The 24,426-nt window shown below is 62.3% G+C and carries 31 protein-coding genes, 1 tRNA gene and 1 pseudogene; 12 read left to right on the forward strand and 21 right to left on the reverse strand.

Annotated features, from left to right (window positions below):
- The first annotated feature begins 41 nt into the window (after nt 1-41).
- Nucleotides 42-1,172: an enoyl-CoA hydratase/isomerase family protein gene (locus BUS12_RS19280; RefSeq protein WP_074298334.1), complete on the forward strand. Its 1,131-nt coding sequence runs from the start codon at nt 42-44 to the stop codon at nt 1,170-1,172.
- A 76-nt stretch (nt 1,173-1,248) separates the two neighbouring features.
- On the opposite strand, the gene BUS12_RS19285 is transcribed toward BUS12_RS19280, so the two are convergent.
- A complete protein-coding gene (locus BUS12_RS19285) occupies nt 1,249-1,674 on the reverse strand; it encodes a hypothetical protein (protein ID WP_074298336.1) in 426 nt (141 codons plus the stop codon).
- 601 nt (nt 1,675-2,275) lie between these two features.
- Here BUS12_RS19285 and ssuD point away from each other — a divergent pair.
- The 4 genes from ssuD (at nt 2,276) to BUS12_RS19310 (ending at nt 5,579) form a co-directional block, all read left to right on the forward strand.
- Complete coding sequence (gene ssuD / locus BUS12_RS19295; protein ID WP_074298340.1) at nt 2,276-3,433, forward strand: FMNH2-dependent alkanesulfonate monooxygenase; 1,158 nt, start codon at nt 2,276-2,278, stop codon at nt 3,431-3,433.
- An 80-nt stretch (nt 3,434-3,513) separates the two neighbouring features.
- Nucleotides 3,514-4,320: an aliphatic sulfonate ABC transporter permease SsuC gene (gene ssuC, locus BUS12_RS19300; RefSeq protein WP_074298342.1), complete on the forward strand. Its 807-nt coding sequence runs from the start codon at nt 3,514-3,516 to the stop codon at nt 4,318-4,320.
- A complete protein-coding gene (locus BUS12_RS19305; protein WP_074298344.1) occupies nt 4,317-5,315 on the forward strand; it encodes an ATP-binding cassette domain-containing protein in 999 nt (332 codons plus the stop codon). Before ssuC ends, BUS12_RS19305 begins: the two co-directional genes overlap by 4 nt.
- A gap of 48 nt (nt 5,316-5,363) precedes the next feature.
- Nucleotides 5,364-5,579, forward strand: coding sequence for a TOBE domain-containing protein (locus tag BUS12_RS19310; protein WP_011488137.1), 216 nt, complete (start codon nt 5,364-5,366; stop codon nt 5,577-5,579).
- A gap of 83 nt (nt 5,580-5,662) precedes the next feature.
- Here BUS12_RS19310 and BUS12_RS19315 read toward each other — a convergent pair whose 3' ends face one another.
- Together BUS12_RS19315 and BUS12_RS19320 are read right to left on the reverse strand one after the other, a co-directional pair.
- Nucleotides 5,663-5,908 (reverse strand): hypothetical protein, encoded by a 246-nt coding sequence (locus BUS12_RS19315; protein ID WP_074298346.1) that lies wholly within the window; start codon nt 5,906-5,908, stop codon nt 5,663-5,665.
- Nucleotides 5,909-6,140: 232 nt separating this feature from the next.
- The gene (locus tag BUS12_RS19320; RefSeq protein ID WP_253190166.1) at nt 6,141-6,428 is read right to left on the reverse strand and encodes a hypothetical protein; all 288 of its coding nucleotides are present in this window, start codon (nt 6,426-6,428) and stop codon (nt 6,141-6,143) included.
- A 626-nt stretch (nt 6,429-7,054) separates the two neighbouring features.
- Here BUS12_RS19320 and BUS12_RS19325 point away from each other — a divergent pair.
- Nucleotides 7,055-7,852, forward strand: a complete 798-nt coding sequence (locus tag BUS12_RS19325) for an SH3 domain-containing protein (RefSeq protein WP_074298350.1) — start codon at nt 7,055-7,057, stop codon at nt 7,850-7,852.
- Between the two features lie 518 nt (nt 7,853-8,370).
- On the opposite strand, the gene BUS12_RS19330 is transcribed toward BUS12_RS19325, so the two are convergent.
- From BUS12_RS19330 to BUS12_RS19355, 6 genes are all read right to left on the reverse strand, one after another.
- Nucleotides 8,371-8,772, reverse strand: coding sequence for a type II toxin-antitoxin system HicB family antitoxin (locus BUS12_RS19330; protein ID WP_074298352.1), 402 nt, complete (start codon nt 8,770-8,772; stop codon nt 8,371-8,373).
- A gap of 52 nt (nt 8,773-8,824) precedes the next feature.
- On the reverse strand, nt 8,825-9,007 hold the full coding sequence (locus tag BUS12_RS19335) for a type II toxin-antitoxin system HicA family toxin (protein WP_074298354.1): 183 nt from the start codon (nt 9,005-9,007) through the stop codon (nt 8,825-8,827).
- Nucleotides 9,008-9,196: 189 nt separating this feature from the next.
- Nucleotides 9,197-9,889: a hypothetical protein gene (locus BUS12_RS19340; RefSeq protein WP_074298356.1), complete on the reverse strand. Its 693-nt coding sequence runs from the start codon at nt 9,887-9,889 to the stop codon at nt 9,197-9,199.
- The gene (locus BUS12_RS19345; RefSeq protein ID WP_074298358.1) at nt 9,858-10,085 is read right to left on the reverse strand and encodes a DUF4224 domain-containing protein; all 228 of its coding nucleotides are present in this window, start codon (nt 10,083-10,085) and stop codon (nt 9,858-9,860) included. The genes BUS12_RS19340 and BUS12_RS19345 overlap by 32 nt, the downstream gene beginning before the upstream one ends.
- Nucleotides 10,082-10,294, reverse strand: a complete 213-nt coding sequence (locus tag BUS12_RS19350; RefSeq protein ID WP_074298361.1) for a hypothetical protein — start codon at nt 10,292-10,294, stop codon at nt 10,082-10,084. Before BUS12_RS19350 ends, BUS12_RS19345 begins: the two co-directional genes overlap by 4 nt.
- Nucleotides 10,291-10,722 (reverse strand): ASCH domain-containing protein, encoded by a 432-nt coding sequence (locus BUS12_RS19355; protein ID WP_074298362.1) that lies wholly within the window; start codon nt 10,720-10,722, stop codon nt 10,291-10,293. Before BUS12_RS19355 ends, BUS12_RS19350 begins: the two co-directional genes overlap by 4 nt.
- A gap of 35 nt (nt 10,723-10,757) precedes the next feature.
- Here BUS12_RS19355 and BUS12_RS19360 point away from each other — a divergent pair, with 35 nt between their 5' ends.
- On the forward strand, nt 10,758-11,231 hold the full coding sequence (locus BUS12_RS19360) for a DUF2441 domain-containing protein (protein ID WP_143788406.1): 474 nt from the start codon (nt 10,758-10,760) through the stop codon (nt 11,229-11,231).
- Between the two features lie 32 nt (nt 11,232-11,263).
- On the opposite strand, the pseudogene BUS12_RS19365 reads toward BUS12_RS19360, so the two are convergent.
- Nucleotides 11,264-11,620, reverse strand: a pseudogene (locus tag BUS12_RS19365) (DUF5131 family protein); the annotation flags it as partial.
- An 83-nt stretch (nt 11,621-11,703) separates the two neighbouring features.
- Between BUS12_RS19365 and BUS12_RS19370 the strand changes: the two are divergent.
- Complete coding sequence (locus tag BUS12_RS19370) at nt 11,704-12,333, forward strand: tyrosine-type recombinase/integrase (protein ID WP_074298365.1); 630 nt, start codon at nt 11,704-11,706, stop codon at nt 12,331-12,333.
- 36 nt (nt 12,334-12,369) lie between these two features.
- Here BUS12_RS19370 and BUS12_RS19375 read toward each other — a convergent pair whose 3' ends face one another.
- The 3 genes from BUS12_RS19375 to dusA form a co-directional block, all read right to left on the reverse strand.
- A complete protein-coding gene (locus BUS12_RS19375) occupies nt 12,370-12,609 on the reverse strand; it encodes a hypothetical protein (protein ID WP_143788407.1) in 240 nt (79 codons plus the stop codon).
- 626 nt (nt 12,610-13,235) lie between these two features.
- A tRNA-His gene (locus BUS12_RS19385) sits at nt 13,236-13,311 on the reverse strand.
- A gap of 88 nt (nt 13,312-13,399) precedes the next feature.
- On the reverse strand, nt 13,400-14,401 hold the full coding sequence (gene dusA, locus BUS12_RS19390; RefSeq protein WP_074298370.1) for a tRNA dihydrouridine(20/20a) synthase DusA: 1,002 nt from the start codon (nt 14,399-14,401) through the stop codon (nt 13,400-13,402).
- 356 nt (nt 14,402-14,757) lie between these two features.
- Between dusA and BUS12_RS19395 the strand changes: the two genes are divergently transcribed.
- On the forward strand, nt 14,758-15,012 hold the full coding sequence (locus BUS12_RS19395) for a hypothetical protein (protein ID WP_074298372.1): 255 nt from the start codon (nt 14,758-14,760) through the stop codon (nt 15,010-15,012).
- Nucleotides 15,013-15,242: 230 nt separating this feature from the next.
- Here BUS12_RS19395 and BUS12_RS19400 read toward each other — a convergent pair whose 3' ends face one another.
- Nucleotides 15,243-15,440: a hypothetical protein gene (locus BUS12_RS19400; protein WP_074298374.1), complete on the reverse strand. Its 198-nt coding sequence runs from the start codon at nt 15,438-15,440 to the stop codon at nt 15,243-15,245.
- Nucleotides 15,441-15,678: 238 nt separating this feature from the next.
- On the opposite strand from BUS12_RS19400, the gene BUS12_RS19405 reads away from it, so the two are divergent.
- Nucleotides 15,679-17,205, forward strand: coding sequence for a tetratricopeptide repeat-containing sulfotransferase family protein (locus tag BUS12_RS19405; protein WP_074298376.1), 1,527 nt, complete (start codon nt 15,679-15,681; stop codon nt 17,203-17,205).
- Nucleotides 17,206-17,365: 160 nt separating this feature from the next.
- Nucleotides 17,366-18,016, forward strand: coding sequence for a trimeric intracellular cation channel family protein (locus BUS12_RS19410; RefSeq protein ID WP_074298378.1), 651 nt, complete (start codon nt 17,366-17,368; stop codon nt 18,014-18,016).
- Between the two features lie 124 nt (nt 18,017-18,140).
- Here the strand turns inward: BUS12_RS19410 and BUS12_RS19415 are convergent, their stop codons facing one another.
- The 5 genes from BUS12_RS19415 to BUS12_RS19435 all read right to left on the reverse strand — a co-directional run bounded on the left by BUS12_RS19415 (nt 18,141) and on the right by BUS12_RS19435 (nt 22,631).
- On the reverse strand, nt 18,141-18,962 hold the full coding sequence (locus BUS12_RS19415) for a quaternary amine ABC transporter ATP-binding protein (protein ID WP_074298380.1): 822 nt from the start codon (nt 18,960-18,962) through the stop codon (nt 18,141-18,143).
- A 36-nt stretch (nt 18,963-18,998) separates the two neighbouring features.
- Nucleotides 18,999-19,985, reverse strand: coding sequence for an ABC transporter permease (locus BUS12_RS19420; RefSeq protein ID WP_074298381.1), 987 nt, complete (start codon nt 19,983-19,985; stop codon nt 18,999-19,001).
- Nucleotides 19,986-20,070: 85 nt separating this feature from the next.
- Nucleotides 20,071-21,105, reverse strand: coding sequence for an ABC transporter substrate-binding protein (locus BUS12_RS19425; RefSeq protein WP_074298383.1), 1,035 nt, complete (start codon nt 21,103-21,105; stop codon nt 20,071-20,073).
- A gap of 284 nt (nt 21,106-21,389) precedes the next feature.
- Nucleotides 21,390-21,857: a cyanase gene (gene cynS / locus BUS12_RS19430; RefSeq protein WP_074298385.1), complete on the reverse strand. Its 468-nt coding sequence runs from the start codon at nt 21,855-21,857 to the stop codon at nt 21,390-21,392.
- An 81-nt stretch (nt 21,858-21,938) separates the two neighbouring features.
- On the reverse strand, nt 21,939-22,631 hold the full coding sequence (locus tag BUS12_RS19435) for a carbonic anhydrase (protein WP_074298387.1): 693 nt from the start codon (nt 22,629-22,631) through the stop codon (nt 21,939-21,941).
- Between the two features lie 110 nt (nt 22,632-22,741).
- On the opposite strand from BUS12_RS19435, the gene cynR reads away from it, so the two are divergent.
- Nucleotides 22,742-23,626 (forward strand): transcriptional regulator CynR, encoded by an 885-nt coding sequence (gene cynR / locus BUS12_RS19440; protein WP_074298389.1) that lies wholly within the window; start codon nt 22,742-22,744, stop codon nt 23,624-23,626.
- Here the strand turns inward: cynR and BUS12_RS19445 are convergent.
- Together BUS12_RS19445 and BUS12_RS19450 are read right to left on the reverse strand one after the other, a co-directional pair.
- Nucleotides 23,610-23,873: a hypothetical protein gene (locus tag BUS12_RS19445; RefSeq protein ID WP_074298390.1), complete on the reverse strand. Its 264-nt coding sequence runs from the start codon at nt 23,871-23,873 to the stop codon at nt 23,610-23,612. The two genes, cynR and BUS12_RS19445, sit on opposite strands and share 17 nt — an antisense overlap.
- Nucleotides 23,874-24,108: 235 nt before the next feature.
- Nucleotides 24,109-24,321 (reverse strand): DUF3820 family protein, encoded by a 213-nt coding sequence (locus BUS12_RS19450; protein ID WP_074301589.1) that lies wholly within the window; start codon nt 24,319-24,321, stop codon nt 24,109-24,111.
- Nucleotides 24,322-24,426 lie beyond the last annotated feature (105 nt).

The raw sequence follows: 24,426 nt of genomic DNA on the forward strand, positions 1-24,426 counted from the left end.
TTCAGCCTTCCATCCGAACACGCCTTTCCACCTGCTACGCCATGTCCACTCCTGAAGCATCCGCCGTCAGCGACGAAGTCACGACCTACATTGCCAACCGCATCGGCTTTATCGAACTGGAGCGCCCGAAAGCGCTGAACGCGCTCTCGACGGGCATGATCCGCGGGATGCATGCCGCGCTCGACGCCTGGCGCGAGGATCCCGATGTGCTGGCGGTGGTGGTGCGCAGCCAGCATCCGCGCGCGTTCTGCGCGGGCGGCGATATCCGCTTTCTGTACGAGTCGTTTCAGCGCGGCGACGAGGCGGCGCGCGACACCTTCTTTATCGAGGAATACCGTCTCAATCACGCCATCTTCACTTACCCGAAGCCCTATATCGCCCTGATGAACGGCGTGGTGATGGGCGGCGGCATGGGGATTTCGCAAGGCGCGCATCGCACGGGCGGCTTGCGGGTGGTGACCGGCTCGACCCGCATCGCCATGCCGGAGACGCGCATCGGACTCTTTCCCGACGTCGGCGCCGGCTGGTTTCTGGCGCGCACGCCGGGTGCGCTCGGCCGCTATCTGGCCGTGACCGGCGAGACCATTGGCCCCGCCGACGCGCTGTACGCCGGTCTCGCTGACGCCTATATCGACGACACGGCGTTGCCCGCGCTCGTCGACACCTTGCGTAGCGAAGTATTCGAGCGCGGCGTGGACGTGGTGGCATGCGTCGAGCGCGAAACGGCGGCGCACAAGGTCGTGCCGACGCCCGATACCTCGCCGCTGGCGGACACGCGAGCCTTTATCGACCGGCATTTTGCGCTGCCGGACGTGGCGCAGATCCTGGCGTCGCTCGAGGCGGTGAGCGGCTGCGAAGAGGCCGAGTGGGCCGAGCAGATCGTCGGCGTGCTGCGCGAACGTTCGCCGCTGTCGATGGCGGTGTCGCTGGAGGTGGTGACGCGCGCGGAGGGCGCGATGGCGGATTGTCTGCGCCGCGACCTGGACCTGACGCGCACGAGCTTCGCGCATGGCGATGTGGTGGAAGGCATCCGCGCCCGCATCATCGACAAGGACAACGCGCCGCGCTGGCGCTTCGCCCGCATCGAAGAAGTCCGCGCCGACGATGTGGCGCAGATGTTCGAGAGCCCGTGGCCGGCGGCGGAGCACCCGCTGGCCGATCTGCAGGGCTAGGCATCAAACGCAGGGACGATGCGTAGGGATCAGGCGCAGGATAGGCGGGTTCCGCGAGACCGGAACTCGGTGTCCCTCATTCCTCATCGTCGAACGCCATGAACGCGCGCATGAACACCAGCGCGCCCCAGCCCCACATGGCGTTGGCGGCGAAGCCCTCGGCGAGGCGCGGCAGCATGTTGCCGCTCGGCCAGATGCCGCGCAGCGGATCGACCACGAACACGCTCGCCGCCGTCAGCGCGATGCCGCCGAACACAAACGCCTGAATCCACGGCGCGCGGCGCTCGGGCGCGACGCGCAACAGCCATGCCATCAACACCGCCCACACGGCGCTCCACACGGCATTCGCGATGAATTCCGGCAGTCCCAGCGGCAGGAACGGCGCAGTCGAAAAACCTGCTGTTTCGATCAGCCCCGCGGCGTGCAGCAGCGCGAGGGTCGATTCGTGGAAAAACAGTGAAGCCAGAAAGCCGGATACGAACGGCAGGATGATTTTTTGCATGCGGTGCAGCGCCAAGGGCCCGGTTGGCGGCGACCGCGCGGCCCGGGCCGGATTATCGAAAGACGCGTCATTATATAGACGCAGCGGCGGGTTTCAGGGTGCCGTCTGTATGCTTAAGCGTCGGGCTAATCACGAAAGTGGAAAACCTAAGCTAAAAAAAATCGTTCAAAAGCCTGGGTCCGATCCATAGACTGTTTCTCCATGTAGACGGCATTGCCGCCGTCGTCCACTTACCGCGCGCCGGGAAGGCGCACGTTTCGTCAAGGGAAGCTGTCGCGATGTCCTTTCTGAAGCCGGTCTCCGCTGTTCCCCCTACGGCACCGCCGCGCTGTCGGCGCGGCCGCTAGCCGCGCGGCCAGCGACGCCCGTGAGCCTGCCCGGCTGCCGGTCCAACGGTCAGCGCAGCGTTCGCCGCCGGCTCGTCCGCGGTCTGGCGAGCGCGGGAGTCCTGAATCAACGCTTTTCCGATCTGTCTTGCGGTATGGCCGTGCCGGTTGACTGAGGCCGCGTCGCCGGCCCGGCGTGGCCGCGCCGCCATGGTGTGCGCGCGCCGGCCCATCCCGCCTTTATTAATCCAGTCTCGAACAAGCAGGAGCAGCAAATGAATGTGTTCTGGTTCATCCCGACTCACGGCGACAGCCGGTATCTCGGTACGTCCCAAGGCGCACGCGCAGCCGATTACGACTATTTCCAGCAGATCGCCGTCGCCGCCGATACGCTCGGCTACGAGGGCGTTCTGCTGCCGACCGGCCGCTCCTGCGAAGACGCATGGGTTGTCGCCTCGAGCCTGATCGCGGCCACCCGGCGCCTGAAGTTTCTCGTCGCCATTCGCCCGGGCATTACCTCGCCGGGTCTCGCGGCACGCATGGCGTCGACCTTCGACCGCCTGTCGGGCGGGCGTCTGCTGATCAACGTGGTGACGGGCGGCGACGCGGCCGAGCTCGAAGGCGACGGCGTGTTCGTCAGTCACGATACGCGCTACGAAATCACCGACGAATTCCTGTACATCTGGCGTCAACTGCTGACGGCCGCGCACACGAACGACGCGATCGATTTCGAAGGCAAGCATCTCACCTCGAAGGGCGGCAAGGTGCTGTATCCGCCGGTGCAGGACCCGCATCCGCCGCTGTGGTTCGGCGGTTCGTCGCCGGCCGCGCACGAGATGGCCGGCGAGCACATCGACACGTACCTGACCTGGGGCGAGCCGCCCGAAGCGGTCGCGAAGAAGATCGCCGACATCCGCGCCCGCGCCGCGGCGCATGGCCGCGAGATCAAGTTCGGGATTCGCTTTCACGTCATCGTCCGCGAGACGGAAGAGGAAGCGTGGGCCGCCGCCGACAAGCTGATCAGCAAGCTCGACGACGAGACCATCGCCCGCGCGCAGGCCTCGTTCGCCAAGATGGATTCGGAAGGGCAGCGCCGCATGGCCGCGTTGCACGGCGGCAAGCGCGGCAGCCGTGAGGATCTCGAGGTGTATCCGAACGTATGGGCCGGCGTCGGCCTCGTGCGCGGCGGCGCGGGTACGGCAATCGTCGGCAATCCTGAACAGGTCGCCGCGCGCATGAAGGAATACGCGGACCTCGGGATCGACACGTTCATCCTGTCGGGCTACCCGCATCTGGAAGAGTCGTACCGCTTTGCCGAACTGGTGTTTCCGCTGCTGCCGAACCGCAAGCGCGCGAGCGCGAGCGGGCCGCTGTCGGGGCCGTTCGGCGAGATCGTCGGGAACAACTATTTGCCGAAGGTTAGCCAGAGCTAGGCGTGGCCGGCGAGGTCCGGGGCTGCGGTTCAGGCAGGCGAGCGCAGCCTCTGTATGGATAAGAAGTGGAGTAAGCGATCATGGCTCGATCCAGTGGAAGTGAAAGTGCGGTACGGCGTCTCGGCGGACATGTGGCGCCGTGGATTGCGCCGCTTGTGATCCTGCTCGCGTGGGAGTTTGCCGCGCGCAGCGGCGTCCTCTCGACGCGCGTGTTGCCGGAGCCCATTGCGGTGGTGAAGGCGGCGTGGTCGCTGATCCAGTCCGGCGAAATGTGGGCCGACGTCAAGGTCAGCACGTGGCGCGCGGTGTCGGGCTTCGCGGTGGGCGGCAGCATCGGCCTGGCGCTCGGGCTGGCCACGGGACTCTTCAAGCCCATCGAAGTCGCACTCGATTCGACCGTGCAGATGGTCCGCAATATTCCGGCGCTGGCGATGATCCCGCTCGTGATCCTGTGGTTCGGCATCGAAGAGGAAGCGAAGGTGTTTCTCGTCGCGCTCGGGGTGTTCTTCCCGATCTACGTCAATACGTTCCACGGCATCCGTTCGGTCGACGCGAACCTGATCGAGATGGCGCGCAGCTATGGCGTCAAAGGTTTCCGGCTGTATTGGGACGTGATCCTGCCGGGCGCGCTGCCGTCGATTCTGGTTGGCGTGCGCTTTGCGTTCGGCCTGATGTGGGTCACGCTGATCGTCGCGGAAACGATCTCCGCGCAGTCGGGGATTGGCTACATGACGATGAATGCGCGCGAGTTCCTGCAAACCGATGTGGTGGTGGTCGGCATCCTGCTGTATGCCGGACTCGGCAAGCTCGCGGATGTGCTGGCGAAAACGCTGGAGCGCGTCACGCTGCGCTGGCATCCGGCTTATCAACGGGGAGCGAAAGCATGAGCGCGACGACCTTGTCGACGAGTTTCGGCGGCATCGCGGGCGGCGATCTCGAAGCGGAACTGGCGCAACCACGCACCCGCGATCACGATGCCGACGAGGCCGCAAGCCTGGAACGCGACGATGGTTCTTCGGGCGTTGTCGATTTTTCACGCGCTGCTGCAGGGGCCGGTCCGCTGACGCGCGACGCGTCGCGCAGCGCGGACCACGCGGTCGAGTTGCGTGGCGTCGGCAAGCAGTATGGCGAGCGCACGGTGCTGACGGATTTCGACCTGTCGATCGAGCGCGGCAGTTTCGTGGCGATCGTCGGCCGTAGCGGTTGCGGCAAATCCACCTTGCTGCGGCTCGTCGCCGGGCTCGAGAAGCCGACCGCCGGCGTGCTCGAAAAGCGCGGCGAGCAGGGGCAGCCGCTCGATACGCGCATCATGTTTCAGGACGCGCGCCTGTTGCCGTGGAAGAGCGTCTTGCACAACGTGATGCTGGGCCTCGGCCGCGGCGCTCGCGAGGATGCGCGTGCGGTGCTCGCCGAGGTCGGCCTGCTCGAACGCGCCAACGATTGGCCCGCGCAATTGTCCGGCGGCCAGCGTCAACGTGTGGCGCTGGCGCGTGCGCTGGTGCACCGGCCGCAACTGCTGCTGCTCGACGAGCCGCTCGGCGCGCTCGACGCACTCACGCGCATCGAAATGCATGCACTGATCGAACGCTTGTGGCGCGAACATCGTTTCACCGCGCTGCTCGTCACGCACGACGTGCATGAAGCGGTCGCACTGGGCGACCGGATTCTGTTGATCGAAGAAGGGCGCATTGCGCTCGATCAACCGGTGCCGCTCGACCGACCCCGCGCGCGCGCTTCGGCGGGGTTTGCCGCGCTTGAAGACCATGTGTTGCAGCGTGTGCTGAAGACCTCGCCGAACGACGACGGTCTCCCGTATCGCGCCGCTGATGCGCATCGCGACGACCGCCTCGTGCGGCCGACCGAAGTCCGTTGGGCTGTCTGACAGTCCCTTGCCTGACCGTTTTTTATCGATTCACTGGAGTCACTCGAAATGAGCATTTCCGCAATCAACGTACGTAATCAGTTCAAAGGCAAGGTCAAGGAAATCATCCGCGGACCGGTGGTGTCCGAAGTCGACGTCGATACGCCGTTCGGCATCGTCACGTCGGTGATCACGACGCGTTCGGTCGATGAGCTCGATCTCAAGGTCGGCTCGGAAGTGGTCGCGCTGGTGAAGTCGACGGAGGTGTCGATCGCGCGCCTCTAAGCGCGTGGGGCTGTGCTTGTCGCTGCCAGCCTGTCTGCGCTAGCCGCTGCCAGCCGCCGTTAGCCGATAACGCCGCCGTTGCGTTATTTCGCTTCGGCTGCGCTGGCGGGCGGCTTGTGCGTCATCTTGTCGTGCGTCGGCTTGGGCGGTCGCTTGACCGGCATATGATCCGGATTCGCCGGATTCTCCGTGCCGGCCGCCTCGGGTGGCTTCACCATTGAGGCGCCGCTGTCCACTGGCGGTGTCTGCGCGAGTACCGGTCCCGCCGCGACCGTGAATGCCGCAAGCGCGCAAAGCGCTGCGAACATTGCAGGTTTGTTCGGTTTCATCCGCTCCTCCCTGGTCTGGTCTGGCGGTTTTCGGCCACATGAAGCCGCCTGCGGCCACCGTCAGGCGCTCCGTTCCCTGGTAGACCGCAACCCGAGCGGAAAATTCGCTTCTCTTCCATGTTTCGCGACCCTGCCGCGTGCGTCCTGACGATGCACGCCCGAAGCCTTGCGCAACACGCAAGCGCCGCTTACTCCACGTGAATCGATTCGAAGCCGCGCGTTAGCGCAGACGCTACTTGGTCGGACACGGAAACGCAGCCTGCAGCGAGCGCAGGATCGCGAGACCGACCGGGAAATCGTCGGACAGGCCGGGGTGGTTGGTGAAGAATTCGTCGAGCAGCGGGTACACCGTCTGCGGGCCGATGGGCAGCTTTTCGGGCGGACAGAAGAGGGGCTTGCGTTTCTTCGATATCAGGTCGCCGTTGGCCCATCCCAGCTCGTTGAGCGCGCCGGTGATGTAGGCCGCGTAGATCGAATTGTTGTCGACGTGGTTCCACTGCTTGTATTGCTCGGCGGTCATCTCGGCGCTCGCGTTGAGCGTGAAACACGCTGTAAGCAAAGTCAGCGCGAGTGTTCGAATTCTTAACTGCATTATTGCATCCTCATACCGTATCGTTTAGCCCGCTATTGTAGGACAGGCGCCGGCTTGCGAGCGGATTGGCGTGACTGCGCGGCACGTGCTGCAGGGGCGCTCGGATCCATCGGCGATAAAAAAAGGCCCACCAGGGGAAGTGGGCCATAAAGAGTGATGAGAGACAAAATCCTCTCAGGGAAGAGGAGATGCCAGTGTAGAGCGGTTGACCTCGAATCAGGTTTCAGGGCTACTTACATGCCTTACGGCATCTAACCCTGGGTCGGGTTGGAGGGTGGAATTTCTTTGCGCGGATTGCCCGGCGCGGGGTGCCGACGGGGTGAAGGAGGGTGCCTTGATACCGGTTCGGTGAAGCGGAGGAAAGGCGTGCGCGCTGCCGGCATATAAAAAGGAATCCTGATTGAATGGGTTGCGTTTTGGGCGCTTGATAAGCGTTCTTCTTACGTTGCCGTCCGCCTCGGGAACAGTAATTGCTGCCCGGCAGATAGGGCCTATCAAGGGCAGCGTTCGCAGCATGCAGGACGTGAAGATGAATGAATCACACGGGAGGAACAATGCGAAAACGCATGATAAGTGGATTGCTTGCCGGCGCTGCCGGTCTGTTGACGTTACCAGGCGCGGCGTTCGCGCAGACTCAGGCGTACACCAATAGTCCGGTGAATCTGTACGCGGGCCCGGCGGACGATTATCCCGCTGTGTCCCAGTTGCCGGGCGGTGTGCCGGTTACCGTGATGGGCTGTGTCAGCGGTTACACGTGGTGCGATGTGGCGTTGCCGGATTTGCGTGGCTGGGTCTACGCGGGCAATCTCAGCTACCCGTATCAGGGCAATAACGTGCCGATCCTGAACTACGGTACGGTGATCGGACTGCCTGTCGTCACGTTTTCAATCGGCGCGTATTGGGGCAGCTATTACCGCGGACGGCCCTGGTATAACAACCAGGAACACTGGGCGCATCATCCACCGCCGCCGCCTGGACGCGGTGGTCCGCCTCCGGGGCATGGTGGCCCTCCGCCGGAACATGGCGGTCCCCCGCCGGGACATGGTGGTCCGCCTCCAGGCGTGGGTGGTCCTCCGCCAGGAGGAGGCCGTCCGCCTGAGGAGCGTGCTGCTCAGCCTCCGGGACGGGGTGGTCCGCCGGTGCAGCATGGTGGCCCAGCACCGCAAGAGCATGGTGGTCCGCCGCAGCAGCATGGGGGACCGGCGCCTCAAGAGCATGGCGCGCCTCCGCAGCAGCATGGCGGCCCAGCGCCTCAAGAGCGTGGCGCGCCCCAGCAACAGCATGGAGGCGCTCCGCAAGAACATGGCGGAGGAGGTGGCGGCCACGATAATCATGACCAGCACAACAATTAGGATGAGGGGCTGAGGTGGGGACGGCGGAGATCGCCGTCTTCGCTTTTGCGATCGTCGTGGAGAAAGTCGCGCACGCTGTCGCAGCTATATGCCGCCGCGATGCGATGACGAGCTTAATGCTGAGCGCAGAGCGATAGCGAAGTCACACGCTTTAAAGCGCAAATAATCGAGAAGGGGAGTTACTGCAGAACTGCTTGAGGAAAGTGGGGTGGCTGATGGGACTCGAACCCACGACGACAGGAATCACAATCCAGCCGTCAATTTCCGTGCAAGCATTGTCGCCTCGGGCTTTCGCCAATCGGCTTTCGGAATAAAAGTGGCAATTCGCCCCACGATTCTATGCGGTTCTCCGAAGACCCGTTCCGAAATATCCGGCGCAAAAATGTACAAAAAAACCGCCTCTTTTCGGAGCGGCTTCGATCCGGGGGGGCGGTGAATTTGACTCGATTCAATAAAAAGAGGCCCGCCGAAGCGGGCCTCTTATTTCTTACCAATGTGCTGCGTACTCTCCCGGTCCGTCAGTTGTGTGCTAACGCTTCTAAGGCTACTCGTGCAAGAAAACCACTCCTGGTTTCATGACGTGCCTCGACGTAAGCATCGATCTTATGTAACACAAATCGTGGAAGGCTCACGTTGATCCGTTCCGGCTTAGAATCAAGCTTAGTCAGATCAACATTAACGAGCGCCCACACCGCACCTGCAAACTCCGGTTTTGCTGCCAACTCTTCCACAGTAGAACAGGTGAAGCCGACCTCTTCTCCAAGTTCAACCAAGGTTGAGACGTGACCAACAATCGCGTCCTTCGCGTTCCTGATCGCATCATCGATGGTGTCGCCCCAGGAGTGGACGCCCGGAATATCCGGAACAGTCACTCCGTAGACGCTCCCATCGTCCTTATGAACTGCGATGGGAAATTCCATGAGCTATCTCCAGTGGTACCTCAATGCATCCTGTGTCGTGAAAAACCGCCGGTCAATCAAGACCGGCGGATTTCAGGATGCTCTTTACTGTGCCAATTGGAAGATCCTTTTTCGGGTGGGGCACCGTCACAAGGCCCTTCTTTTCAGCGTGTTTAAAGTGGTGGTGGCTGCCGGTAACTCTCACCTCATACCATCCATCCTCTTCGAGCACCCGGATCAGCTTTGATGAGTTCATCGCTCCTCCGCATGTCTTGTGTGTAAATATACACACTAGCTCGGAGTATAGCAATAAAAATGTGTATTTGTGTGTATAAAAGAGCGCGCGAGCGCGGGATGCAATATACTGTTCATCCATACAGCGCTTTAAGGGCGAGAAATGCCCAAATGCCCTCTCCCTGATTTCGCTTCCCCGACGACCGAACGACTACGCGAGCTCTATCGAACGTCCGATGACGAACTCGTGCGCCGTACGGTCCTGGAGGTCATTCGGCTCCGCGATTTGTTCGAGAAGATCGACCACTACCGGGAAACCGTCGACAGATGCTGGAGGGACGAAGGCCTCGGCCAACTGGTGGCTCTTTACCAGTTCAACGAACGGGTTGCTCCTCATCACCCCCCAGCGAATGGCGTAATGGCAGATCGTCTGCATTAGCGCCATGTCCTTGTTCGCGCCGATTGGCGCACCGGCCTTCGCACGGTCGTCCAGAAACTGATAGCCGTGCGTGGTCTCGAGCTTCGCCGGCGACATGCGGCCGAAGAACAGAGTCAGCCTCTCATACGCTCCTTTCCGCACGGATTTGCCTTCCGGCGACTGGTCCCGGTAGTGCGTCGGGTCTATGTCGTCGCGGAAGCGGTCAATCATGTCGGCCACCGAGCCGGCAATAATCTCCCCAGCCTGTATATCGAGCGCCTTGCGCTTCGCGATGCGTTCGGCGTTGGCCGTGCCCTGGCGATCGCCGCGCGTGGCCGTCGCGAACGTCTCGCTACGGCCGTCTGGATATTTGTACCAAAACGAGACCTTCCGCTTGCCGAAGCGCTTATACAGGCGATCGACGCCCGTTTGCTCGTTCGTGGCGGCTTCTCTGTCAGACGAAGGCTTGGCGGTTTGGCGAGGCATCGAATTTTGCTGTCTTGGGTTCTGCGGACAGGCCTAACTTCTGGTCGCGATACACGCGCGCGACCTTAGGTAGCCCGTTCTTGTCGACGACGAATCGCCAGTGGTTGTCACGCAGCCATTGCGTCATGGCCGCGCGTTGGTTCGGCTTGCAGCCGACGAGGTCGGCCAACTCCCCCGCGGTGAGATAGTCGCTCATGATTTGTATCCCTTCAGATCCTCGAGTGCCTGGATCATCGCGACGACGTCGCCTCGTGCGAGCGCCCGGGTCGCGAGGTCGAGCGAGGTACGGATCATCAGGGCACCCGGCGCGCCGGCGGGGCCGATCGCGACATAGTGGCCAAGGATCTTCGTTACGCGCGCAATTTCATCAGGCAGTTGGTCGGCCAGCGATTTGGTTTCGATCACTTGATTGCTCCGAGGTCATGCATCTGGCGCAACTGGGTGGCGACGTCGACGGGCACGTTGAAGAAACTGAGCGCTCCTTTGCACGAGATGAGCGGCAGCGGGCGGGCGTCGGCGATCTGGAAGCCGAATGCGCCCTCGACATGCCACGCCGAGGTGCGCCGCGCCGGCGGCACGCAATCCGTGATCGTGGCCACGCCGACAATGCCGCCGCGCGGTGCCCTCACCATTTCGCCGAGCGGCAGCGGATCGATCGGGCGGAACATAGCGATGGACATGGCGGCGTCCTCGAACTCCGCGTCGGTCATTTCCTTACCGGCGTGGATTAGCACGCGGCCGCGAAACTTCGTCGACCAGGAGCGGCTTTCGATGTCCTTGTGGCCGTTGACGATCAGCCACGCCCACGACTGGCGGATAGAAAGTGCCTTCATAATCTGAGGATATCCAACTCAAGGACAACAGGACGATGCAATCGATCTACTACTACGTAGCTCGGCGCCCCCACGCAGCCGGTGAACTTCTTGGCGGGGGCCATTTCGGCGCCGGCTATCGAAACTATGTTTTTGACGACGGATCGCAGCAGGGAGCTTTGAACGGGTGGAAGCTCGCAAGAGAACTCATTCTCGAGCGGGTTCGACAGGAACAGTTTGCGAATCTGCCAAGCCGATTTGACTGTTCGTTTGCCTATCTGGACAAGGCGACGGCCAGCCACAACATTTCGCCCAGTCTTTTCCTGCATGAGGTTGAATTGGTCGATCCGAACGCTATACGCCATATAGCGGACTTCAACGCGATCAACTACGGCACCGGCTATCCGCGCAATGAAAGCTTTCTGGACTGGGCCGAGAAAATCGCCCATGTCTATTGGTCGGGGCGAGATATTGCCGTGCCGGAATTGCTCACATTGTCGCCGCTTCGTGTGCGAGGCCGGGTCAGCTAGCAATCCATAATTCCGAATTCGAGTGATTCTGCTCATCGAATGCCTCGTGGAAATTCGTCGTGCTTGCGGCCGTCCAACTGGCGGCCAGCAGCTTTCTTGCCAGCGCGATGCACCATCGCCCATCCGTCGGCGCTCGTTGCGTCCGGTGGGTAACCGGCTTTGTCGTATCCGCCGGCGACGACTCGGCCGTCGAGCGCAATCGCGGCCGTTGCGAAGCGCCCGGCACCGAAGTCGCCAGATCCGGGGGCCCATTCGCCGTGCTGTTTGAAGAAGAAGCGGGTACCAGCAGCTTCGCACTGATTTCGCAGTGATCGTGGCCAGTCAGGATGCATCGGCCGCGCGTCGCGGCCACTTTCACCACCGACGATTACCCAGTCGATACGACGCAACGGCAGATCGCGGCCAGATCCGTCCCAGCGAGCTGTGTCGTTGTTCCATGCAAGGTTAAGGTCGTCGCCGCGGTGAGCTCGAGGTGAACCCGTGCAAAGGCATCGAATACAACATCACCAAACCGCGCAACCGATACGTCAGCCCGCACGAGGTCGAGCTGGCCGTGGAGATCGCAAGGCAGCGCCGCAGCGTTGGTGACAAGCATGCGAGTTCAAGTTACCTGATCCTTGCACTCTGCGTGCAGACCGCGTACTTGACCGTTAGCCGGCCGCAGGAAATGCGCGAATTGCGGCGCCAGTCGATTACCGATGAGGGCGTTGTCGTCCCTATCGGGAAACGCAAGCGAGGTCAGTCGGAGCGCGAAAAACTGGTGCTTTGGTCACCGGAATTGAAGTCGGTTATCGAAGAGGCGCTGGCGCTTCAGCGCACAAGTGGCATCTATGTGTTCGGCAACACGGCGGGGCAGGTCTATACGCGCAGCGGCTGGAACACGATCTGGACGCGGCTGATGGACTACTGCGAGAAGGAGGCGTTGAAGCGCGAAATCACGTTCGAGCGGTTCGCTCTGCGAGACATGCGGCCAGCTGCTGTCACGGACCGAAAAGAGGAGGGTGATACGAAGATTATCGATGCGACGGGGCACTCGGACGAGCGGATGGTGAACAAGACGTACGATCGCCGGCGCCAGCGGAAGGTACGAGCTACCCGATAGACACAAAAAAGCCCGCGAAAGAGCGGGCTTTTGCTTTCAATGCAGCAGCTTTAGTGCGGCCACTATTATTGCCGCAACGGCGAGCGCGGTCGCCACCATCCACTTAACGAGTGTCGCTTCTAGGGTGGAGACGTCCTTTTGGCTGGCAACGTGCCCCAAGCTACTTTCAATTTTCGCGAGCCGCTCGCGCAGAGCGGCGATGTCCTGTTGCTCGATCTTTGCCTTCAAATCGCCGATAGCATGCTCGAACTTCCCCGTTTGTTTCTGCAGATCCATGACGGCCTGCAGCGTAAAGCTGTGGTCAATCATAGGCGGGGCAGCGCTTGGCAATTCCGTCGGCGCGCTCGAAATCGCTTGTTGTGATTGAGGAGGTCGCGCCATCGTTACCCCCACCGGGACTGGAGCCATTCCCAGATGTTGGTCGGTGCGTGCCCGAAGTAGTTCAAGATCCCCACGACCACCGCACTACCCGACTCGCCATTCGTAATATTTAGCTGGCTCGATAGCTCCTGTGTTGTACCAGTAAATTTAACAAGCCACTCGCCTCTCGGCAGCTTAAGAGCATCGCTCGAGAACTGTTGCTGAATCGCCGTGTCCAGCTTCGCTGGATCGGATGTCGGTACGATCATGAAAACTGCCATAGGGCGCCCGTCGGTTGATGACCTTCTGCGCGAAGCGCCGCCGCGGAAGATCGGCTTTTCATTGATTAAATTGTCGCACAGTTGGCTGGCAACGCAACATCTACTCGCCCAGCTTAGGACTTTACGAAATCGTTGCCGGAAATAAAAAGGCCCGCGAGCAGCGGGCTTATCGATTGCCGCTCATCTTCCAAAATTTGGAATCTCATCTTCCAAAAGTTGTAATTAGTGAGGGGGTGCTAACGCGGAGAAGCTTATGGGGATTGGGGTGGCTGATGGGACTCGAACCCACGACGACAGGAATCACAATCCTGGACTCTACCAACTGAGCTACAGCCACCACTGGAACATCTGCTTGGCTTGCCATGAACTGGCTTGCCGATCAAGAAGCGAGATTATACAAACATGATTTGCGTTTGCCTAGCCCTTTATTCAAAGATTTCGGCGGGCTCACGCAGATGCTGTCTTGCTTCGTCGAAAATAGCGAGATCGCGCGCCGCCAGTTTCTTGTTGTCGGAGAGCACGCGCCGCCATCCACGCGCACCGGCTACGCCGCGATACAGCCCCAGCGCATGACGCGTAATGGAGCCGAGGAACGTGCCGCGCGCAAGTTCGGCCGCACAGTATTCGATCAGCTTCGCTTCGACCTGCTCGCGCGTCAGCGCAGCCTGCGTCGAGCCATAAAAGCGCGCATCGACGTCGGCCAGCACATAAGGGTTGTGATAAGCCTCGCGACCCAACATCACGCCGTCGACGTGCTGCAAATGCAGTTCGACCTCGTCGAGGGTCTTGATGCCGCCGTTGATGATGATCTCGAGTTGCGGAAAATCGCGCTTTAACTGATAGGCGAAGTCGTACTTGAGCGGCGGGATCTCGCGATTCTCTTTCGGGCTCAGGCCTTTCAGAATCGCATTGCGCGCATGCACGACGAACACTTCGCAACCCGCGTCCGCAATCGTGCCGACGAAGTCGCGCACGAAGCCATATCCCTCTACCGCATCGACGCCGATCCGATGCTTCACGGTCACCGGCACCGATACGGCATCGCGCATCGCCTTGACGCAATCGGCGACGAGCTGCGGTTCGTTCATCAGGCACGCACCGAATGCACCGCGCTGCACGCGCTCCGACGGGCAGCCGCAATTCAGGTTGATTTCGTCGTAGCCCCACTGTTCGCCGAGTCTGGCCGAGCGGGCGAGGTCGTCGGGTTCGCTGCCGCCCAGTTGCAACGCGACCGGCGCTTCCTGCGGCGTGAACGCCAGATGCCGGGGCACATCGCCATGCAGCAGCGCGCCGGTGGTCACCATCTCCGTATAGAGCCACGTGTGGCGCGACAGCACGCGATGCAGCGACCGGCAGTGACGATCGGTCCAGTCCATCATCGGGGCAACCGAGACGCGACGGGGATTGGCGGGAAGAGCGAGGGACATGAGGGACGGCCGGCGGCATGAATCAAACTGCGATTTTACCGCAAGCTGGCGGGGCGGCTTACGGCCGGCGCTGGAAGCCGGAAACCGGCAGAGTCGCCGGCCTATGACAAATCAAAGTAGGGCCGGAAGAAAAACGCCCCCATGGCCTATTTAAGCGGCCTTGACCCCATTGTTTCCCGCGCCAGAAAAGCCCCTTACCGATTGTTTCAGGCAGGAGAAAAGTAATTTCGGATTATCGATACAAATTCTTGATAGTAAGGGAATACACTGATTCCATCAGCGTTGCAGACAAACCGGCTCGGTCACTGTTGCGACGTCTTCCTGAACCGAAGTCCGAAACGCTTATTGGAGTCATCATGAAGAACACGCTTCTTGCCGCCCTGTTGGTTGCCGCTTCCGCTACGCTTGCCGCTCCCGCTTTTGCTAGCGGCTACGGCCCGGCACCGTTCTATCGTCCGGCTGTTGGCGCACCTGCGTCGCAACAAGGCCAGAACGCACAGACGGTTGCAGCTGAACGCGCCAATGCCGATGCTAACGCATACGGTGGCGTGAACGCACCGTCGTCGCAATCGGGTAACCGCCAGCCGGTCGCCGCTTCGCAAGCGAACTAAGCGAGCCCGTGCCGGGCGTTCGTCACGAACGTCCGCTGAAAACGCCGGAGTGTCCGGGCCATTGCCCGCACGCTTCGGCGTTTTCGCTTATGCGACGGGGCGTAGGTTTGCCTGTCTCCTTGTGCCCCGCCACCCGGTGAACGGTGAGACGCTCCACTACGCAAGGCACACACCTTCCCCGCGAGCGAACTTCTCACGCTCCTCATCCTCGCTCGACTCGCGTCGCCGCGTCAGTCGCAATCGCCAGACAAATACTGCCGGCCGTTGCAGGTGATCTCGACATCGCCTCCCGCTGCCTCCGCGGCGAGCCCCTGTTCGAGCAGCTCCGCAGTGATGGTGGCAGAAAGCGGCGGCGCAAGCTGGCCGACGCCGACGTCGTTCAGACGTCGCAACGCCTCGATGGCTTCCGGACTCAATGACTTCGACATGGCCGTCTCCGTCGGGTTACTCAATTCATGCTAGCACTTTCGCTTGCCGTCGCACGGCTCGCGAAACCGCGAGTCTGCGATTCCTTACGTAGCCTTCTCAAATGTAACGGTTCGTGAAATTTTGAAATCAAGTTGCGGCGCGTTCCTGTTAAGTTCGGCATGAACGATTACCGCGTCCGGCTCATACGTGCCGTACGCAGCCTCTTTCAGCTTTTTTAGTCACGATTTCTGGCCGTCCATGACGCACGATACACAGCCGGCAACAGCGGACGACTGGTTCGCCCGCGGCAACGCCTGCGCCGAACGCGGCGAGTTCGAGACCGCGCTCGCCTGTTTTGAAAAGGTTCGCCTCGCGCGTCCCGCCGACCCCGGCGTCTACAACAACCTCGGCTCGACGCTCGTCAGAATGGAGCGTTTTCCGGAGGCACTGGAGCGCTACCGGCAAGCGGAGGCGCTCGATCCCAACAACGCGGATATCCATCACAACCTCGGCTGGATCCTCGAGCAGATGCACCGGCTGGACGAGGCGGTGGCGAGCTACCGGCGAGCGGTGCAACTGGGCAAGCTCGTCGACGGCTCGTACAACAACATGGCGAACTGCCTGCAATCGCTTGGACGTTTCGACGAGGCGCACGAGGCCTACCGTCGCGCCATCGAGATTGCGCCGCAGAGCATGGTGTACTACCGCAATTTCGTTCAGTCGAAGCGCATGACGCTCGACGATCCCTGCTTCGTCTCGCTGCAAAAACTGGCGCAGCATGCCGATGCGATGACGCCGGACAATCAGGCCCAGTTGCATTTCGCCATGGGGCACGCGCTGGCCGATCTCGGCCAGAACGATCGCTCGTTCGAGCATCTGCTCAAGGGCAATGCGCTGCATCGGCGCAGCGTCGGCTACAACGAAGCGATGACGCTGGACCTGTTCGGCCATATGCCCGGGTTACTGAACGCGGACGTGTTGAAGGACAAGCGCGGGCTGGGCGATCCTTCCGCGTCGCCGGTGTTCATTGTCGGGATGCCGCGTTCCGGGTCGACGCTGATCGAGCAGATTCTGGCGAGCCATCCGCAGGTTTTCGGCGCGGGCGAGCGGCCGGATTTCGGCAAGGCGTTGGTGGCGGCCCTCGCGCGCAGCGAGGCCGACCAGAGCAAGCTCAACTTCGATGCGATGCGTCACGCCACCGCGGCGCAACTGGCCCCGCTCGGCGCCGACTACGTGCGCCGGATCGGCATCGAGGTGCCGGATGCGGCGCGCTACCTGCGCATTACCGACAAGTATCCGTTCAACTTCATCAACGTCGGCCTGATCCATCTTGCGTTGCCGAATGCACGCTTTATTCATAGCCGACGCTCGCCGGTGGAAATCTGCCTGTCGATTTTTTCGCGGATTTTCCAGGACGTCCCGTTCGGCTACGACCTCGGCGAACTGGGCCGCTATTACCGTGCGTACGATGCGTTGATGACGCACTGGCGCGAGGCGCTGCCCGAAGGCGTGATGATCGAGGTGCAGTACGAAGACCTCGTCGACGATCTCGAGGGCAACGTTCGCCGCATGCTGGCGCACTGCGGGCTCGACTGGGACGAGCGCTGTCTCGCCTTCCATCAGACCGAACGCCAGGTCAATACCGCCAGCGCATCGCAGGTGCGCAAGCCGCTGTTTCGCACGTCGCTGGAACGCTGGCGCCCGGCTGCGGAGCTGATTCAGCCGCTGTACGACGGGCTGGGTCCGGCGTTGCTGGAGGCTGAACGCAAGCGGGCTGCTGGATAAGCCCATGCAACGGGCGTTGCGCGCGCGTCCTCGCCACTAGGTTGCGCGAGGACGTCAGGCGCTGCTGCCGGCCTTCTACGCCCGCACAAAAAGTTTCCCCCTTCGTCCCGTTTCCGCTATACCTTTCGACAACTCAAACGAGGGGAGAGGTAACGGGCCGATGCCAACACTGTCCATCAGCAAAACCAGGCCAAACGTCGAGGCCGTCATCTGGGCGGCCGATATGGCCGGCACGTTCGTCTTCGCGGTCGAAGGGGCGGTCAGCGCGATGCGCGGCGGGCTCGATCTGCTAGGGGTGATGGTCGTATCGTTCGTCGCCGCGCTCGGCGGCGGCGTGATTCGCGACCTGCTGCTGGGCGCCACGCCGCCGAGCGCGATTCGCGACTGGCGTTATCCGGCCCTGACGTTCGCAGCGGGCCTGCTGACCTTCCTGTTTCACTCGCTGGCCCAGCCGGTACCGGACCTGCTGGTCACGGTGGTCGATGCCGCGGGGCTTGCGCTCTTCGCCGTGGCCGGCGTGGAGAAAGCGCTTCTCTTCGAGATCCGTCCGTTTGTCGCGATGCTGATGGGGACGGTGACCGGGGTCGGCGGCGGGGTGATCCGCGACATTCTGCTGGCGCGCGTGCCGCTGGTGCTACGCGCCGATATCTACGCGACGGCGGCCTTTTTTGGCGCGTTGGTGGTGATAGTCGCGCGCCGCGCCGGCGTGCCGCCCGGCTGGGCCGCGGTGGTGGGCGGGGTGGCGTGCTTCGCGTTGCGGATGATGGCCGTCGTGTTCGGCTGGCATTTGCCGAAGGCGGCGGGCTGGTAGGAGGACTGGGTCGCGGTGAGGGCGCACGGGCGCACATGCGCGCGTTGCTCGCCGCGCGGGTCCTGCCGTGCGACCGTCCGCGTCGTGGAGTGTGCTGGCGCGCCCATGGGTGGCAGCGCTCGCTTCAATGCACGCCCGCGCGCCGCTCCACGAAACGCCGCACATAATCGTCGGCGGGACGCGTGAGAATCTCGTCCGGCGTGCCTTCCTGCACCAGCGTCCCGTCTCTCAGGATCGCGATGCGGTTGCCGATGCGCAGCGCCTCATCCAGATCGTGCGTGATGAACACGATGGTCTTGTTCAGCGTCGCCTGCAACTGCAGCAACTGGTCCTGCATTTCCGTGCGGATCAGCGGATCGAGCGCGGAAAACGCTTCGTCCATCAGCAGTACGTCGGTATCGGCGGCGAGCGCGCGGGCAAGGCCCACGCGCTGGCGCATGCCGCCGGACAGCTCGTCCGGATAGTGCTCGCCGTAGCCGTTCAGGCCCACCTTGCCGAGCCACGTGCGCGCCTTCTCGTTCGCTTCGGCCTTGCCTTCGCCGCGCGTGCGCAGCGCATACGCGGTGTTGTCGAGCACGGTCTGGTGCGGCAGCAGTCCGAAGTTCTGGAACACCATGCTGACCTTGTAGCGGCGCAGTTCGCGCAGGCCCTGCGGGTTCAGCTTGATGACGTCCGAACCGTCGATCACGATCTCGCCCGCGGTCGGCTCGATCAGCCGGTTGAAGTGGCGCACGAGCGTGGACTTGCCGGAGCCTGAGAGGCCCATGATCACGTAAATCTCGCCTGAGCCGATGTTCAGGCTCACGTCGTTCAGTCCGACGTTGCAGCCGGTTTGCGCGAGCACGTCGGCCTTGCCCTTGCCGCTTTTGAGCAGGTCGAGCACGCGTGCATGCCCGGTCTCGGGGCCGAACAGCTTGTAGACGTGTCTGACTTCTATCGCTGCCATGTCATTCTCCTGAGCGCTTCTCTGCTTTCCTGACGATTACTTCGCCGCGCGGGTTTCAAGCCCGCCCTGAGCGGCATGAGCCTCGCTGTTGGCCTCATCCGCCCCGGCTTCGGTAGCCGCGACCTTGTACGGCACGCGCGACACCGCCTTCGCCTTCCTGCGCAACGCCAGCAGACGCCGCGTACGACGATCCTGTCCATACCCCTGGCTGATCCGGTCGATCACAATCGCCAGGATCACGATCGCAATGCCCGCCTGCGTGCCCTTGCCGACGTCGAGCGTCTGAATCCCCGCCAGCACATCCTCACCGAGCCCACGTGCGCCGATCATCGAGGCGATCACCACCATCGACAGCGCCATCATCGTGGTCTGGTTGATGCCGGCCATGATGCTGGGGCGTGCGAGCGGCAACTGCACGTTGACCAGCAATTGCCAGCGCGTCGTGCCGAATGCGCGCGCGGCTTCGACCACGTCTGCATCCACATGACGGATGCCGAGATCGGTCAGACGGATCAGCGGCGGCAGCGCATAGATGATGGTGGCGAGAATCGCGGGCACCTTGCCGAGGCCGAACAGCATCAGCACGGGGATCAGGTACACGAAGCTCGGCAGCGTCTGCATGATGTCGAGCACCGGCAGCAGGATGCGCCGCAGCCATGCGCTGCGCGAGGTGAAGATACCCAACGGCACGCCGAGCGCGACGGAGAGCACGGTGGCCACCAGCATCAGCGCGAGCGTCTCCATCAGCTTGTCCCACAGGCCGAAGCAGCCGATCGCGTAAAGCAGCAGGACGAAGAAGCCGGCGATACCGAGCCGCCGCGTCGCATTCCACGTAATCGCGCCTACCACAAGCAGGATCAGCCACGGGGGCGTCGCGCGCAACGCGCCTTCGAGCGGCACCAGCAGATAGCGCAGCAGCGCGATGCTGAAGTTATGAAAGCTGTCGCCGTACTGGGTGACGAACGACTGAACCGCGTCGTTGACCCAGTCGGCAATCGACAGGTGCAGGAAAAACGAATGCATGATCAAACCTCCGATGCGCCTGAACGGACGGCGTCAAACGCCATCCGTTCAGCCCAAGCCCAAAGCGTCGCGACGTCGTCGCAGATCAGGCGCCTGCGAGCGAGGCCTGGATCTTCGACGCGACGTCGGCGGGCACCCACTGCTTCCACATCTCCGGATGCGTGCGCAGGAATTGCGTAGCCATGGTGCTGCCGTCGACCTTCTTCACGCTCATGTCGAGGATGGTTTCGTTCAGGAAGTCCATCGGGAACTTGACCTTGGTGAACAGTTCCATCAACTGCGGATCGTCGTTGTAGAAGGGCGTCGAGACGCCCACCGTCACGTGCGAGACCATGTATGACGACGCGCACTGCGACGTGCTGCTCTCGTCACGCAGCGTCTTCCAGCAATCGGCGTTGTACGGCGGCATCTTCAGTTCGGTGAGCTTGTACTTGGCCATCAGCGCAGCCGGTCCCCAGTAGTAGAACAGGATCGGTTTGCCGCGCGTATAAGCCGACGCAATCGCCGCATCGAGCGCGGCGCCCGTGCCGGGGCGGAAGTTCGTGTACGAATCGTCGAGCTTGAGCACCTTCAGGAGACGCGTGTTGACGCGTTCGCAATCCCAGCCGCTCGGGCAGTTGAGAAAGCGGCCCTTGCCGGGTTCCTCGTCGTCCGTGAAGACATCCTTGTACTTCGGCAGATCGCTCACGGCCACAAGGCCCGGCGCCGACGGCTTGATACCGCGCGAGGGGTCGCCCTTGACGACGTAGTCCGGCACGAACCAGCCTTCCTTGGTGCCGCCCGGCAGCGTATCGCCGACCAGCTTGACGTTACCCGCAGCCACGGCCTTAGCGGTGATCTCGCTGCGGCCGGTCCATTGTTCGGCCCAGACCTGCACGTCGTTGTGCGCGAGCGCGGTTTCGGTGGCGGCGGTGCTGCCCGGCACCTCGTCGGTCTTGCAACCGTAGCCTTTCTCCAGAATCTGCCGCAGCACTTCGGTGGCGAACGCACCGCTCTCCCACGTGATGCCGGCGAAGTGCACGGTCTTGCCCGCGCCGCACCAGGTGTCGGCCGCGTGAGCCGTGCCGGTTACGAGTAAGGCGACGCTCAGGCATGCCGCGCGAAGGTGTCTGAATTGCATGGCTGTCTCCAAATATTGTCTGAATGTTTTTCTAGTTGATCGTGGCCGCGCGATCGAAATACGCTGCGCAATCGACGGTGTAGCGTGATTGTGCTGTTCGTTGCCGTTGCCGAAGAATTGATGTTTTTTGATCTCAGGTATGAGCCTGACTCAACATCGGGTTTGTACGGAGCGGCGCGCCAGGCGGGGACGGCGAGGGGAGGTGACCAGAGAGGTCGGAGGCAATGCCATGGCCGCGTCGGCGGCCATGTACAGACAAAGATAGAGACGCAGGCCGTCGCGGGTTAGAACGGCTTGTAAGGCAGGAACTTGCCGTCGAGCGTGATAACCGCCCGCGAGCCGCCCTCGGGATCGTCCACCTTCTTGATGTCCAGCTTGAAGTTGACCGCGCTGATGATGCCGTCGCCGAACTGCTCGTGCACGAGCGCTTTCAGCGTCGTGCCGTAGACCTGCACGATCTCGTAGAAACGGTAGACGGTCGGATCGGTCGGCACCGGCTCGGCGAGGCTGCCGCGCATCGGCACGGCCTGCAACAGACGGATCGCGTCGGCGTCGAGCTCGAGCCGCTTGCCGACCCGTTCGGCTGCCTCGGCAGGCAGCGCATGTTGCCCGAGCAGGGCCGCGGTCACGTAGGCGAGGCTCAGGCCGGTGCCCTCGGCGAGCGCCTCCCAGGACAGGTTGTTGCGCAGCTTCGCGTCGATGATGGCGTCGGTCAGTTGCAGGCGGGCAGCCTGGCTTACTTGGCTTTGCATGGTGAGTCCTTTCGTGGGTTGCGTGGAAGGGTGTCCAAACGGGTGTCCAACGTTGCGGTCGTGCTAGCCGGTTTGCGTGCTCTACGTGTCCTGAGTCACCTGAGCGTCGCCGGCCGGCTTGTCGACATGGGTCCGCAGCGCGCACGCATCCGGATGTGCCGCCAGCGAAACGAAACGCGGCGGGGTCGCGCTGCCGTCGATGGCGTCGACGGCGCCGTTTTCGATGTCGTAGATCCAGCCGTGCAGGTTCAGCTTGCCCTGCGAGAGGGCCACCGCCACCGACGGATGCGTCTTGATGTTGGCGAGCTGCGCTTCGACGTTGTCGCGCACCAGCGCATTGAGCCGTGCCTGCGGCGAGGCATGCTGGCGGGCGGCGTTCACGGCCTTGGCCGAATCGGCGTGCCGCAGCCACGCCGCCACCGCGGGCAGATGATCGAGGCACATGCAGGTCGAGATGGCCGTCATCGCGCCGCAGTCCGAATGCCCGCAGATGACGATATCCGTGACGCCCAGCACCGCGACCGCATATTCGACGGTCGCCGAGACGCCGCCCGGTTCCGGTCCATAGGACGGCACGATATTGCCGGCGTTGCGGATCACGAACATGTCGCCGGGTTCGTGTTGCGTCAGCAGTTCCGGCACCACGCGGCTGTCCGAGCAGGTGACGAACAGCACGCCGGGGTTCTGGCTGTTGGCGAGGCGCTTGAACAGCGCAGAGTGGGCGGGGAAGACTTCCCGCTGAAACTTCAGAAAGCCATTGATGATGTTCTGCATGAGCGTCTCTCCGGGCACACAGCGATAACAAAAGGATGAACCTGTTTAGCTATAGGGTCCAAGACCGGATTATGATGGATCCAATAAGCCATACCTATAGTTGGGTCTTTATGCTGCTACGCCATATCCGCTATCTGCAGGCGGTCGCGGAACACCAGAACTTCACGCGCGCGGCCGAGGCGCTGCACGTTTCGCAGCCCACGCTGTCGCAGCAGATCCGGCAGCTCGAGGACCTGCTGCACGTGCAACTGCTCGACCGTTCGGGCCGCACGGTGCGCGTCACCGATGCGGGCGAGGCGTATCTGCGCCACGCCCGGCGCGCGTTGCAGGATCTCGATGCCGGCCGGCGCGCGATCGACGACGTGCAGGACCTGAGCCGCGGCACGCTGCGGCTGGCCGTCACGCCCACGTTTACGGCATATCTGATTGGCCCGTTGCTGGCGCGTTTCAACGAACGCTATCCGGGCATCACGGTGAATCTCGAGGAGACCACCCAGGACCGCATCGAAGCGGCGCTGGCCGCCGACCTGCTCGACATCGGCATTGCGTTCGACGAGATCCGTTCGCCGGATATCGAAAGCGAGGTGCTGTTCGTCGAGACGCTCAGCCTCGTAGTCGGCGCGGCCCATCGCTGCGCGGCGCAGACGGCGCCATTGGCGGTGCGGGACATGGAGCGGGAGTCATTGGTGCTGTTGAGCGGAGAGTTTGCGACGCGTCGCTACATCGATCTGTACTGCCGGCAACAGCGCATCGCGCCGCGCGTGGCGATCGAGGTGAATTCGCTCAGTGCGGTGGTGGAGATCGTGCGGCGCGGACAACTCGCCACCGTGTTGCCCGATGCGATCGCGCGCGAGCACGAGGGCTTGCATCCGGTCGCGTTGAAACCCGCGTTGCCGCGCCGCACGGCGGTACTTCTGCGGCGCAGCGGGGCTTACCGGAGTGCGGCGAGCGAGGCGTTTGCCGCGCTCGCGGCGGCGTTCAGTGAGTCATGCTGATGGGCGGCAGCAGATGCAGCGAGTGTTGCAACAGCGGATACACGCACACGAGGAACGCGGCATACACGGCGGCCATCGTCACGCCGGCGGCCGTGCCCCAGACGTCGCGCGAGGCGGGGCCCTGGCGGAAGTGCAGCGGCAGGCCCACGATGACATAGCCGAACACGAAGAACGCGATGACAGCCCAGACGGGCGACATGTCGTGACCGATGTATTCGAGCAGATGAATGAGACTGGGATTGTTCATAGAGGCATACGAGATCAGCGGAGCGAAACAGAGAGAAGCAGATCAAGTGCTGCCGATTACAACCGATGGACTCACACCGGTCAAGCGACAAAAAGTTAGATTTTTTTACACGAGAAATAACCCGTTCGACAGCTTTCACTTTGTATTGATTTAGTGATGCGATTGTCGACCGATTTTGGAAAACTGAAAGCCTGAACCCGCCTGCCACGGGCTTATCTGTTCTTCACCCTCCTGTTTAACGTTTTCGTAGCGGTTCGATTAACGATTTCAGTCCGTTGTGATCGATCTCGTGCATGAGCGCCAGCAATTGGCCGATTTCGCCGGGTGGAAAACCTTGGCTCGCAAACCAGTTGAGGTAGTGTCCCGGTAAATCCGCGATCAGGCGGCCTTTATATTTTCCATAGGGCATCACGCGGGTGACCAGCAATTCAAGTTTTTCCGGATTCATCGCTTGAGGGTTGAATGGAGCGGTGCCGAACTCGGCGGGGTAGCCGCATTTTAGCTGCGCTGCAGGCATTGCGCCGCCGTGGTAACTTCGACGTCTTTCGTTCAC

It is taken from the genome of Paraburkholderia phenazinium (genome assembly GCF_900142845.1).
Lineage (GTDB): Bacteria > Pseudomonadota > Gammaproteobacteria > Burkholderiales > Burkholderiaceae > Paraburkholderia > Paraburkholderia phenazinium_A.